We start from the raw sequence: 12601 nt of genomic DNA, 5'->3' as shown, positions 1-12601 counted from the left end.
CGCCGGCGCGCGCCGCCTCGATGGCCGCGTTGAGCGCCAGCAGGTTGGTCTGCGAGGCGATGTTGCCGATCACGTCGACGATGCTGGCGATCTGGCCGGAGCGCTCGCCCAGCGCGTCGATGGTGCGCGCCGAATGGGCCACCGAGTCGGCGATGCCGCCGATCTCGCCGACCACCGAGGCGACGATCTCGCCACCCTGGCGCGACAGCTGACCCGAACGGCTGGCCAGTTCGTCGGCGCTGGCGGCGTTGCGGCTGATGTCCTCGATGCTGACCGTCATCTGTTCCACCGCCGCCGCCATGCTGGAGGCCGCATCGTTCTGCTGCTGGGTCGCCACGCGGATCTGCCCGGAGGCCGCCGCCAACTGGTGCGCGGCGTCGGCCACCTGATCCGAATGGCCCTTGATGCCACCAATCAGCTGGGCCATGGATTCGGCCATGTGATTGAAACTGCCCGCCACCTGCGCCAGTTCATCGCGTGCCTCCAGATGGATACGCACCGTCAGGTCGCCGGCGGCCAGCCGCTCGCTGCCCTCGCGCAGGCGGATCACACTGCCCAGCACCGACCAGTAGGCCCCCGTCGCCAGGTAGCCCACCACCACCAGCAGCCCCAGGAACACCGCCAGGTTGCGCAACAGCTCGCCGCGCGCCTGGGCGCTGCGCTCGGCGAGCAGATGGTCCAGCTCCGGCAACAGCACCTCGAACATCTGCCGGTAGCCTTCATCGACCGTCTCAGTGGCCAGCCGGTAGAAGGCTTCGCTGCTGATTGAGGACTCGCCCTGGTAGACCAGGCCCTGCACCACCCTTTCGATCTCGCCGCCGCGCTCACGCAGGCGGGACAGCGAACGCTGCAGGCGATCACGCAGATTCGGGTGCAGGTTGATCACCTTGTCCAGGCTGTCCTGCATGTCGCGCAGGCCGGTGCTGATCTCGTCGACTCGCACCAGCAGCATGCCGCGTTCCTCGGCGCTCGCCTCGCCGCGCGCCAGCACACCGGAACCCAGCGCACGCAGGCGCCCGAAGCGCTCGAGCAGGAACGGCAGGCGCTCCACCGCCACCGCCTTGAGGAAGTAGGTGTCTGCCTCGGGGTCGAAGGTCAGTCCATGGTCATCGGCGATGCGTGCCTGCAGGCGCAGCAGCTCATCCACCAGGGCGCTATGCGCGCCGAAGCTCTGTTCGCGACTCCAGCCAGGCTGCTCGGCGACCATGCGCTGCCACTCCGTGCGTATCCGTGCCAGTGCGTCGCGCTGGGCCGGAGTGAGCCGCTCCTCCAGTTGCGCCAGGCCGTTGCCCAGGTCGCGCTGCACCTCGCGCAGGGCTGCCTCGGCGCCGCCGTCGCCGCCCAACAGACGGGCGGACAGACCGCGCTGCTGCTGCGCCAGGCGCACCAGTTCGGACAGCGGCCGGGCCAGCTCGGCGGCGTGCTGCTCCTGTTCGGCGCGCTCGATGGTCGCCTGCTGCTGGCGGGCGATGCCCCACAGCATGGCGGCCAGCGCCAGCACCATGAGCAGCCCCATGGCCAGGAACTTGAGGGGGTACTTCAGGCGATTCATCAGGGCCTCGGCGGGCCGGAACAGTCTTCTCATCGCACGATCTCACGGCCTGGCAATTCGCTCGCCTCCCCCGAATTACCAAGCTGACTAATGAAGTCGGGAAGGTGGCGCAACGCTATCGGTTGGCGGGCGCCCGCCTCCATGATGCCGATCAAGGACGGAAAAAAGGCGCCAGAAAAACCGCATCCCAGTTTGCCGAATACATCAGAGTCAGGGCCCCGGCGGCCAGAAAGGCGTAGGGTGGACAACGCTTTCCTTGTCCACCATGGCACCCGCACCGCGGCATGTCGGCAGCAGGACGGCCGTGCAAACAAAAGGCCGCCCCGGTTGCCCGGGGCGGCCTTTGGGTGCAGCAACGCCCGCTTACGCCAGGCTCTTGCTCACCACTTCATACACATCCGGCGACAGCTCGCCGCTGGCCAGGATGCGCTCCAGCTCGCCGCGCATCAGCGCCTGGCGGGCTGGTGCAAACTTGCGCCAGCGGGTCAGCGGCGCCAGTTGGCGGGCCGCGATCTGCGGGTTGAAGCCGTTCAGGGCGATCACCTGATCGGCCAGGAAGCGGTAGCCGCTGCCGTCCAGGGCGTGGAAGTTCACGTGGTTCTGGTTGGCGAAGGCGCCGATCAGCGAGCGCACCTTGTTGGGGTTCTTCAGGTTGAACGCCGGGTGCGCCATCAGCTGTTGCACACGGGACAGGCCGCCGGGCAGCGGGCTGCCGGCCTGCACGCTGAACCACTGATCCATGACCAGCGGGTTGTCCTTGAAGTGCTCGGCGAACTTGGCCAGCGCACCGGCCTTCTCGGCCTCGAACGGCGAGTTGACCAGCACCGCCAGCGCATGCAGACGCTCGGTCATGTTGTCGCTGTGTTCGTACTGCTCCAGGCAGGCGGCCAGCACTTCCTCGCGGCCCGTTTCCATCAGGTAGCTCAGGGCGATGTTCTGCAGGCTGCGGCGGGCGATCTGCCCCGCCTCGGCCACATACGGGGTCTGGCGGGACTGCTCGCGGCTGGCCTGGTAGCGGGCCCACAGCGGCTCGTACAGCGCCTCGGCGATCTGCTGGCGCACGAACTCGCGGGCGGCGTGGATGGCGTCGACATCGGCCTCGTCGCTGATCTCCGCCAGGTAGGCCTCGCTCGGCAAGCTGAGCATCTCCGCGACCATGGCCTGATCCAGCTGCTGGTTTTCCAGCAGCGTGCGCAGCGCGGCGATCAGGCGCTGATCCAGCACCATGGCCTCGCCGCGCTGCCGCTGGCCGACCAGCTCCTGCAGCACCTGCACGGCCAGCTGCTGGCCGGCCTCCCAGCGGTTGAAGCCGTCGGAGTCATGCTGCATGAGGAACATCAGCTGGTCGCGGTTGTACGGGAAGCTCATCTTCACCGGCGCGGAGAAGCCGCGCAGCAGCGAGGGCAGAGGCTTCTCGGCCATGTTGACGAAGGTGAACGAATGCTGCGCCTCGGTGACCGACAGCACGCGACTGGTGCCCTGGGCCGCGGCTTCGCCGGCCAGCTGCAGCGGCAGGTCGTTGCCCTGAGCGTCCAGCAGGCCCAGGGCGACCGGGATCACGAACGGCTGCTTCTCTGCCTGGCCAGGGGTCGCCGGGCAGCTCTGGGCGAAGGTCAGGGTGTAGGTCTGGGCGGCGGCGTCGTAGGCCTCGCTGACCTGCAGGCGCGGCGTGCCGGCCTGGCTGTACCAGCGCTTGAACTGGGTCAGGTCGATGCCACTGGCGTCTTCCATGGCCTTGATGAAGTCGTCGCAGGTCACCGCCTGGCCGTCGTGGCGCTGGAAGTACAGGTCCGAACCCTTGCGGAAGGCGTCGGCGCCCAGCAGGGTGTGGATCATGCGCAGCACTTCGGCGCCCTTCTCGTACACGGTCAGGGTGTAGAAGTTGGAGATCTCCATGTAGGCATCCGGGCGCACCGGGTGGGCCATGGGGCCGGCGTCCTCGGCGAACTGGTGCGTGCGCAGGTAGGCCACATCCTCGATGCGCTTGACGGTGCGCGAGTTCATGTCGGCGCTGAACTCGGCGTCGCGGAACACGGTGAAGCCTTCCTTGAGCGACAGCTGGAACCAGTCGCGGCAGGTCACGCGGTTGCCGGACCAGTTGTGGAAGTACTCGTGGGCAACGATGGCTTCGATGCGCTGGTGGGCGGCGTCGGTGGCGGTCTCGGCGCGGGCCAGCACGGCACTGGAGTTGAAGATGTTGAGGCCCTTGTTCTCCATGGCGCCCATGTTGAAGTCGTTCACCGCGACGATCATGAAGATGTCCAGGTCGTATTCGCGGCCGTAGACCTCCTCGTCCCAGCGCATGGACTTCTTCAGGCTGTCCATGGCGTGCTGGCACTTGTCGATGTTTTCCGGCTCGACATAGATGCGCAGGGCCACGTCGCGGCCGCTCATGGTGGTGAAGTTGTCCTCGATGCACCACAGATCACCGGCCACCAGGGCGAACAGGTAGGCCGGCTTCTTGAACGGGTCCTGCCAGGTCGCCCAGTGGCGGCCGTCCTCGCCGTCGCCGGCGGCGACCGGATTGCCGTTGGAGAGCAGCACCGGGTAGCGCTGCTTGTCGGCACTGACCGTGGTGGTGAAGCTGCTCATCACGTCCGGGCGGTCGAGGTAGTAGGTGATCTTGCGAAAGCCCTCGGCCTCGCACTGGGTGCAGAACATCGTGCCGGACTTGTACAGGCCTTCCAGCGCGGTGTTGCTTTCCGGATGGATGCGCACCGTGCTGTCCAGGGTGAAGCTGGCGCTGTCCGGCTGCAGGGTCAGGCTAGCCGGGGTGAGCTGGTAGTCGCCGGCGCCCAGTTCGCGATCGTTGAGGCTCAGGCTGAGCAGTTCCAGCTCCTGACCGTGCAACACCAGCGGGGGAAGCCCGGCTCCGGCCTGCGGGTTGCGACGCATCACCAGCTGGGCATGCACCAGCGTGTGATCCTCGTACAGCTCGAAGGTCAGGGTGGTCTCGTCGATCAGGTAATCGGGAACCTGATAGTCCTTGAGGTAGATGGTTTTCGGCTGTTCGGTACGCATGGAAACCTCAATCATGTTCGCGAAACCCGCCGGACCCGGCGGGTCGAAGAAACAGGGTTACGCGCAGCTGGCGGCGACGGTGTAGGCGGTGAACTTGCGGATGTTGATCACGCCGGTATCCAGAATCAGGTATTGACCCTTGATGCCCAGCAGGGTGCCCTCGACCCGCGGGGTCTTTTCCAGATCGTGGGTGACGATCTTGCCCGGGTACGCCTCGACGGGATAGCGGATGGTCTGCACCTCGGCATCCGGCACGGTCTGGATCGCCTGCAGGCCGAAGCGCTGCTGCAGCTGGCCGATACCGTCGGCGCAGGCGGCGAACACCTGGTCGCGGATGGCCGGCAGGTCCAGCTGTTCGGCGTCGCCCTTGAGCAGCGCCCGCCAGTTGGTCTTGTCCGGCACCTGGCTGCGCAACAGGTCTTCCACCAGCCCGGACTGCTGCCGGGTGGCCACGCGCAGGATCGGCAGCGCCTGGGTGGCGCCCTGGTCCAGCCAGCGGGTCGGCAGCTGGGTGGCGCGGGTGATGCCGACCTTGATGCCCGAGGAGTTGGCCAGGTAGACCACGTGATCGGTCATGCAGAAGCTCGTGCCCCATTCGGGATCGCGGCAGGTGCCCAGCTCGTGATGACACTTCTCCGGGCTGACGATGCACAGGTCGCACTGGGGGAGCTTCTTGAAACAGGGGTAGCAGTAGCCCTGGCTGAAGCTCTTGTTGGTCTTGCGACCGCAGTGGCTGCAATGGATGGCACCCAGGTATTCCAGGCGCAGGGTCTTGCCGATCAGCGGATTGACCGGCACCTGCAGCTCGCCCAGGCGAAAGGCGTACTGCACCGGGGCATCCAGGCGCGCGGCCATCTTGTCCAGCGCGCCGCGTCCGAGTTCCACCATCAGTGGCGGGTTCCGGACGCCGGGGCGAACAGATCGCTTTCGGTGGCAGCCTTCTTGCTCTTAGAGCCGCATTCCTGGCCGTTCATGAAGCCGGTGCGCTCTTCCTCGGGCAGGTTCTTCAGCTCCCAGGCGATCATCGCGCCCAGGCAGGTTTCCTTCTGCTCCTGGGTCAGCTTGCGGCCATCCGGCCACTTGCCCAGCTCCACGGCCTGCTTGAGGTTCTGGTAGATCTCGGGGGTGATGTTCTCGATGGCTTCGATAAAGGACGACATGGCCGACTCCGGAAAAGTGAAACGCCGGCCATTCTAGCGGGGCGTGAGGATTAAGGGAAAAGCGCGAACCGCCCCGCTCCCACAGAAGCGGCGAGTCAGCGCCGGCGCGCCAGCCAGCCGCCCAGCACCCCGGTGGCGCAGCCGATCAGCAGGCCGCCGACGTGGGCGGCGTTGGCGATGGCGCCCAGGCCCAGGGCAGTGACCAGCCCGGACAGGCACACCAGCAGCCAGACCAGCATCAGCCCCACCACACCCGGCGGCAGCCGGTAGGCGGGATTGGGCGCCAGCTTCTGGTACAGCCAGCAGTGCCCGAGCAGGCCATAGAGCACGCCGGACAACCCGCCAAAGATGCCCACACCCCCGAACACGTACTGCGCCAGGTTGGACACCAGGGCGAACAGCAAGGTGAAGCCCAGCAAGGCGAAGCGCCCCTGATGGGCCTCGACGCGCCGACCCAGCTCCCAGTACCAGAGGCTGTTCATGGCCAGGTGCAGCCAGCCGAAGTGCACCAGCATCGGCGTGAACAGGCGCCACCACTGGCCGCTGTCGAGGGTGTGGCCGAGGTCGGCGAAGTACAGGTATTCCTCGGTGATGCCGTAATCCGCGAAGCTCAGCCAGCGGATGGTCTCCAGGTTCTCGCCACCCCAGGTGATGGCGAACACCACCAGGGTCAGCAACAGCATCAGCGCGGTGAACGGCGCCTCGCGCAGGCTGCCGAAGCGGCGCACCGGCGTTGCCGATACGACCTCGCCCTCGATGGGCGCATCAGGATCGCCCTGCGGGAAACGCGCGTACAGTTCGCGCACCTGCGCCGCCAGCGTGTCCGGCACCCAGAGCACCTGCTGGCCGCTTTCCTCACTGACCCGGCAAGGCACGCCCATCCGTTTCAACAGCGCCAGGAAGCCGCTGAGATCGGTCTCCAGCGGCAGGCGCAGCACCGCCACGGCGCTCATCGCGGCGCCCCCAGGCTATCCACCTCGACCCACACGAACTTGTCGGCATGCAGCCGATGCTCGCCGTCGAAGCGGTAGGCCACCAGGCGACCTTCCAGCACCGCGCTGTAGTCCAGGCACGCCAGGTTGTGGCGAATCGGCGCCGGTCGGCCGTCGCGCCAGTAGTGGCCGATGAACAGCGGAGGCTCGTCCGGCCCGTAGCGCAGCAATTCGCGCTTCTGATGCGGGGTCAGCGGCGTGCTGGCAACGTGCTGGGGCAGCGGCTCGGGCTGGAAAACGATGTCGCCGTAGGTCTGCGGGTCCTCCTCCCAGAACTTGGTGCGGAAGAAGGTGCGCGGGAAGCCTTCGCGGCTGGTCAGTACCACGCCCTCCGGCAGGCGCATGTCCAGGCCGCGCAGCAGCCGGTTGAACCCCTGGGCGGCGAAGCTCTCCGGCCGGCCGGCGGCACGCACGAAGGCGCGGTCGACCCGCCCCTCGGGAAAATGCACGCGCAGCATGTCGATCAGCTCGCTGTCCCAGCAGGCGTGCACCAGGCGGAAGGCGCCGGCGTCGAGGAACAGCGGCAGGTCCTGGAACCAGTCGAGGAACGCCTGCCACTCGGCGGGGTAGGCCTCGAACTGCCGATGGGTTTCCTGCAGCAGGATGGCGTGGCGGCGCACGTGTTCACGGACGAACAGCCGGCCGCTGCCGGGCGGCGCCGGGGTAGCCCAGCCCAGCGCGCTGAACTCGTGGTTGCCCATGATGCACAGCGCCTGCCCGGCCTCGACCATGTCGCGCACGATGTGCAGCGCTTCGCGGATGTGCGGGCCACGGTCGATGATGTCGCCAAGGAACAGCGCCATGCGCTGCGGATGTCGCCACACGCCGTCCTGCAGGCGATAGCCGAGGCGTTCGAGCAGTTGCTCAAGGGCTTCGGCGCAGCCGTGGACATCGCCGATGATGTCGTAGCCGCGCGCGGGATCGAACTGCATCACTCGCCACCACCACCCAGACGGCTGCCCCAGCCCAGCTTGGTACGGCAGATCTCGTAGTAGTTGTGGTCCAGCGGATGGATCAGACGCAGCTTCTGCGGTTTCTTGGAGATGGTCACCGTGTCGCCCGGCGCGCAGGTGAAATGGTTCTGGCCGTCGCAGGACACCTGCGGGTAGATCTGCAGGTTTGGCGATACCACCACCTTCAGCTCGCTGTTGCCGTCCACCACGATCGGCCGGCTGGACAGCGTGTGCGGGTACATGGGCACCACCACGATGGCGTCCAGCTTGGGGTGCATGATCGGCCCGCCGGCGGACAGCGCGTAGGCGGTGGACCCGGTGGGCGTGGCGATGATCAGGCCGTCGGACTTCTGGCTGCTGACGAACTGGCCGTCGATGTACAACTCGAATTCGATCATTCGCGTCGACTTGCCGGGGTGCAGCACCACATCGTTGAGGGCGTCGCCCTGGCCGATGGGCACGGCGTTGCGACGCATCTCGGCTTCCAGCAGGAAGCGGCTCTCCACGGTGTACTGGCCGTCCAGCACCTCGGCGACCTTCTGTTCCAGCTCGTCCGGGCGGATGTCGGTGAGAAAGCCCAGGTTGCCGCGGTTGACGCCCAGCACCGGCACCTTGTAGCGCGCCAGGGCGCGCGCCGCGCCGAGCATGCTGCCGTCGCCGCCGACCACGATGACCAGGTCGCAGACCTCGCCGAGGTTCTTGCGCGAGCAGACCTGCTGGCCGTGTCCGGGCAGCACCTCGGCGATTTCCTCTTCGAGGATCACATTGAGGTGGCGGTCGAGCAGAAAGCGCTTGAGCCGGCGAATGGTCTCCAGGACCTGGGAACTGCCCAGGCGGCCGATGATGCCGATATTACGAAACTGCTCCATGGGACTCCTGTTCGCCGCGCCAAAGTGCCGGCAATTATGGGCGAAAGCGGCTGCCAGGGGCAGCCCTCGTGCCGACCTTGTCATTCGCCGGGCACAGCGCAACTATGCTCGACACCATGCATCCCTTCCTCGAACTCACCGACCTGCTGCCCCGCCTGCGCCAGCCCGTGGTCCGCGACCTGGCCTGGACGCTGCTGTCGCCACCCTTGCTCGCGGAGACCGAATGGCCGCAGCGCCATCCGCTGGCCGGCAGTGGCTGGGCGCGCCAGCCGGGGCGACTGGCCGACTGGCTGCTGCGCCTCGACGAGCAGCCCGCCGTCCTGCTGGAATGGCTGGCGCGCGGCCCGCTGCGGCGTCTGGGCCTGTATTACGAGCGACTCTGGCAGTTCGCCCTGCAGGCCGCGCCCGGCATCCTGCTGCTGGCCTGCAACCTGCCGATCCGCCTGGGTGGCCGCACCCTGGGCGAGCTGGACCTGCTGCTGCGCGACGAGGATGGCGTCCACCACCTGGAACTGGCGGTCAAGCTCTATCTGGGCCCGCGGCAGGGCAACGGCCGTGACACGGCCCAGTGGCTGGGCCCGGGCAGCGAGGATCGTCTGGACCGCAAGCTGGATCACCTGGCCAGCCACCAGTTGCCACTCTCCAGCAGCCGCCACGGCAAGCTGGCCCTGGCCGATCTGCGGCCGGACGACGTTCAGGCTGAATTCTGGCTGGGCGGTTATCTGTTCTACCCCTGGCCGGACGGCTGCGCCGCACCGGCGGGCGCACACCCGCTGCACTGCCGGGGATACTGGCTGACGCGCGAGCGCTTCACCGCGTTGCGCGCGGACAGCGCGCCAGGCCCCTGGCAGCCGCTGCCCCGCCAGGCCTGGCTGGCCACTGCGCAACTGCCGCACGCGGAGGTGTGGACGGCCGAACACTTTGACGACTGGCTGGAACAGTTGCCGCGCACGGCGCCGGCGCAACTGCTGGTACGCCTGCGGGAAGCGCGCACGGACGTGTGGGAGGAAGCGGAACGAGTCTTTCTGATGCCCGACGCCTGGCCGCTCAACGGCCAGGCCGGCGGCTGACTCAGGCGTATTCCTGATGGCCGTGCTTGCTTCCGACCAGGCGGCCAGCGGACAGCGACATCATCAGCAGGGCAATGCGCTCGTGCATGATCAGGGTGTGGGTGTTGCCTGTCTCGACCATGTGCTTGCGCAGGGTCTCGCGCACCTTGGGCGCGCCAGTGACGTCGATGATCACGTCCACGCGTTCGCCCAGCTCGGCCAGTTCCATGAAGTTGTCGGTGACCGGCACGCCGAACTCGCGGGCCAGCACGATGCCGGGCATCGACAGGTCCAGGTCGGCCACGCCCACCACGGTGACGAAGGGCGAAGTCAGCAGTTGCTTGAGCAGCGGGGTGCCGGTCTCGCCGGCGCCGATGACGGCAATACGAAAGCCTTGCATGAGTAGTACAACCCTCGGTGAATGACGATGTCACTGTGCCGCCATGCGCTGGCACCCGGATTGACTTGCATCAAGCCGGCAGTGCCGCGGCCCTGCGACCAAAGGTCAGTGGCGCCAGCCCTGCAGGCCGCCGGTATGCACGAAGATCAGCCGCGTACCGGCCGAAACCTCGCCGGCGGCCACCCGCTCGCGCAGCGCCAGCAGGGCCTTGGCGGTGTACAGCGGTTCGAGCGACAGGCCGGTCGCGTCCTCGGTGTCGCGCATGAAGGCCAGCAGGGCGTCGTCCAGCCGGGCGAAACCGCCGCGACAGGCCGGCAACAGGTGATAGTGCTCCCGCGCCAGGCCCAGCTCGGCCAGGCGCCGGGGCACGCCATGGTCCTCGGGCACCGCCAGCGCGCCATGCACCGGGCGCTGTCCCGCCTCGCCCAGCGCCAGCCCTGCCAGGGTGGTGCCGGTGCCGACCGCCAGCCACCAGCCGTGGTAGTCGTCCCAGCCCAGCGCGGGCAGCTGGCGGCGCGCCAGTTCCACCAGCTCGACGCAGCCCTGCGCGCCGGGCAACCCGCCGCCGCCTTCCGGCACCGGGTGCAGATCGGGGTAGCGCTGCCGCCAGGCGTCCCAGAAGTCCTCCCGATGGCGCGCCCGGTAGCCGCCGTAGCCCAGCCAGTGCAGGCGCATGCCGAATGCTTCGAGATCACGCACCGTCGGCGTGTCGCAGGGCTCGCCGCGCAGCAGACCGACAGTGGCGAAACCGAAGCGTACGCCGGCGGCGGCCACTGCGTGCAGGTGATTGGAATGCGCGCCACCCAGGGTCATCACCCCGGCCCGACCCGCTGCGGCGGCTTCGCGCAGATGCGGTTTGAGCTTGTACCACTTGTTGCCGGAAAGCTGCGGGTCGATCAGGTCCAGGCGCAACACGGCGACCTCCACACCGGCCTGGGCCAGCCAGTCGAGTTCGAGGCGCTGCAACGGGGGTTCGGGGGACCAGTCGGGCAGGATCAGCATGGGGCGTGGAGGCGGTTTGGGATGGCTCAGCCTAGGGCGCGCCGTCGGCGCAGTCCAGCCGCTATCCCCTCACCCCCGCCTCGGAGCGGGGTATTACGTAGGGAGGCCAGCGCCTTTTCTGGGCGCCGGACCGCCGGACCGCCGCATCGGCGGCCAGGAACAACGTTGCCTGCCCTACGTGAAACCTCAGGCCCCTGCCCGCGCCGCCCGCACCTTGGCCTGATGCCGCGTACAGCAGCTGCTTTCGCCGCGCACGAAGCGGCTCGGCGTGTCGATGCGGTCGATGGGCATGGCGCAGCGTTCGCCGGTGGGCAGGCGGGCGCTGCAGGTCGGCTGCTGGTAATGGGCCAGCCATTCCCGGTAGTGCTCGGCGGACACCAGGCACTTGGCCGCCACAAACGCCTCGGGGTCGTCCTGGTAGCGGCCGATTTCGGCCAGCGGAATGGTCAGGTGGCCGGTGCCCGGGTGATAGACCACAAACATCACGCCCAGTCCGGCCAGGCGCTCGATGCCGCGCAGCTGGTTCTGGCGCAGGCGTTCCACTTCCGCCTGCTGTTGCGCGTCCAGCTCGCTGCGGCTGGCCAGCTCCGCCTGCAAGGCGGCGATCTGGTCCTTGTAGTCGGCGACCTCCGCGGCAATGCGTGCCTGCAGCTCCAGCTCGAACTGCCCGCGCAGTAACTCTGCCTCGCTGCGCCCGTCGTGCTCCATCGAGCGCAACTGGCGGGTCAGTGCCTCGCGGGCCCGGCGGAACTGATCGGCCTGGCTCTGCTGCTGCACCTTGAGGTCCACGTTCATCTGCTCCTGGCAGGCCAGTACCTGCTGCAGCGTCTCGATCTGCTCAAGCAGCGCCTTCTCCCGCTGTTCGGCCTCCAGGCGCAGGCGGGCGAACTGGTCCTCGTACTGCTGGGTCAGGCTTTGCAGGCGCAGACGCTGCTGGCGGATCAACTGCGCGGTCTTCTGGCGATGCTGCAGATCCACCTTGCGGGCCAGGCGCGCAGCCATGCTCTTGGCCGCCTCCGGGGCCAGCCAGTCCCCGCCGCCGGCGTCGGCACCGGCCGGCGCATCCACCTCGCTGAGAATCCCCAGATTGTTGCGTTTTGCGGCATCGCGCAGCTGCAGCAGCTCGTTGCGGCCGGGCTTGAGGCTCGGGTCCCACAGGTGCATCTGGTGCCAGGCGACCGGGCAACGGCTGCGGCAGGCCAGGCGGATGGCGCCATCGCCCAGATCCGGGCCGCGCACGCCCTGCTCCGCCAGATGGCGCAAGGGAATGTTCCAGCCGCTGTCGGCGCGGCCGGATTCGTCGAAGTCGATGAGGAAGAAGGTGACGGCACGAATGTGCAGGCGCGGCGTGATCAGCACGTAGGCGGCGGGGATCTGCTGGTCGGCGAAATCCACCAGACTCACCACCCCGTCCAGCACCGCCTCGAATTCGGCCAGGTGCATCTCCTTGCAGATGGCACCGGCGCGGAAGAACATCACCGCTTCGACCTGCTGAGGCTTGGCCTGCAGACTCATGCTTACCCCCTGAAACCAACGAACCCCGCGCCAGGCGGGGTTCGCAGTCTAGGAAAAGCCTCGGACGGGCAGCGTGATGCCGTTGGCA

Annotated in this window: 11 protein-coding genes; 1 reads left to right on the top strand and 10 read right to left on the bottom strand. The window is 67.9% G+C overall.

The window, feature by feature from the left end; translation table 11 throughout:
• From AS93_RS0105265 to AS93_RS0105235, 7 genes are all read right to left on the bottom strand, one after another.
• On the bottom strand, positions 1–1552 hold a 1552-nt coding region (locus tag AS93_RS0105265), incomplete at its 3' end, for a methyl-accepting chemotaxis protein (RefSeq protein ID WP_051587342.1).
• Between the two features lie 363 nt (positions 1553–1915).
• Positions 1916–4573, bottom strand: coding sequence for an aminopeptidase N (pepN, locus tag AS93_RS0105260; RefSeq protein WP_027589626.1), 2658 nt, complete (start codon positions 4571–4573; stop codon positions 1916–1918).
• 57 nt (positions 4574–4630) lie between these two features.
• Positions 4631–5461 carry a DUF2797 domain-containing protein gene (locus tag AS93_RS0105255; protein ID WP_027589625.1) on the bottom strand — a complete coding sequence of 277 codons (831 nt, stop codon included), beginning with the start codon at positions 5459–5461 and terminating at the stop codon, positions 4631–4633.
• On the bottom strand, positions 5461–5733 hold the full coding sequence (locus AS93_RS0105250) for a DUF1315 family protein (RefSeq protein ID WP_027589624.1): 273 nt from the start codon (positions 5731–5733) through the stop codon (positions 5461–5463). Before AS93_RS0105250 ends, AS93_RS0105255 begins: the two co-directional genes overlap by 1 nt.
• A gap of 95 nt (positions 5734–5828) precedes the next feature.
• The gene (locus AS93_RS0105245; protein WP_027589623.1) at positions 5829–6686 is read right to left on the bottom strand and encodes a rhomboid family intramembrane serine protease; all 858 of its coding nucleotides are present in this window, start codon (positions 6684–6686) and stop codon (positions 5829–5831) included.
• On the bottom strand, positions 6683–7657 hold the full coding sequence (locus AS93_RS0105240; RefSeq protein WP_027589622.1) for a metallophosphoesterase: 975 nt from the start codon (positions 7655–7657) through the stop codon (positions 6683–6685). Before AS93_RS0105240 ends, AS93_RS0105245 begins: the two co-directional genes overlap by 4 nt.
• A complete protein-coding gene (locus AS93_RS0105235) occupies positions 7657–8547 on the bottom strand; it encodes an NAD(+) kinase (RefSeq protein ID WP_027589621.1) in 891 nt (296 codons plus the stop codon). Before AS93_RS0105235 ends, AS93_RS0105240 begins: the two co-directional genes overlap by 1 nt.
• A gap of 116 nt (positions 8548–8663) precedes the next feature.
• Here AS93_RS0105235 and AS93_RS0105230 point away from each other — a divergent pair, with 116 nt between their 5' ends.
• On the top strand, positions 8664–9617 hold the full coding sequence (locus tag AS93_RS0105230; RefSeq protein ID WP_027589620.1) for a DUF1853 family protein: 954 nt from the start codon (positions 8664–8666) through the stop codon (positions 9615–9617).
• A 1-nt stretch (position 9618) separates the two neighbouring features.
• On the opposite strand, the gene AS93_RS0105225 is transcribed toward AS93_RS0105230, so the two are convergent.
• From AS93_RS0105225 to AS93_RS0105215, 3 genes are all read right to left on the bottom strand, one after another.
• Positions 9619–9996: a Gfo/Idh/MocA family oxidoreductase gene (locus AS93_RS0105225; protein WP_027589619.1), complete on the bottom strand. Its 378-nt coding sequence runs from the start codon at positions 9994–9996 to the stop codon at positions 9619–9621.
• Positions 9997–10101: 105 nt separating this feature from the next.
• Positions 10102–10998: a pyridoxal-phosphate dependent enzyme gene (locus tag AS93_RS0105220; protein WP_027589618.1), complete on the bottom strand. Its 897-nt coding sequence runs from the start codon at positions 10996–10998 to the stop codon at positions 10102–10104.
• Positions 10999–11184: 186 nt separating this feature from the next.
• The gene (locus AS93_RS0105215; RefSeq protein ID WP_027589617.1) at positions 11185–12513 is read right to left on the bottom strand and encodes a hypothetical protein; all 1329 of its coding nucleotides are present in this window, start codon (positions 12511–12513) and stop codon (positions 11185–11187) included.
• Positions 12514–12601 lie beyond the last annotated feature (88 nt).

Source organism: Pseudomonas sp. RL, assembly GCF_000647775.1.
In the GTDB taxonomy this organism is placed as follows: Bacteria; Pseudomonadota; Gammaproteobacteria; order Pseudomonadales; family Pseudomonadaceae; genus Serpens; species Serpens flexibilis.
The sequence above is the reverse complement of the archived record's forward strand: the minus strand, read 5'-3'. Positions and strand labels throughout refer to the sequence as shown.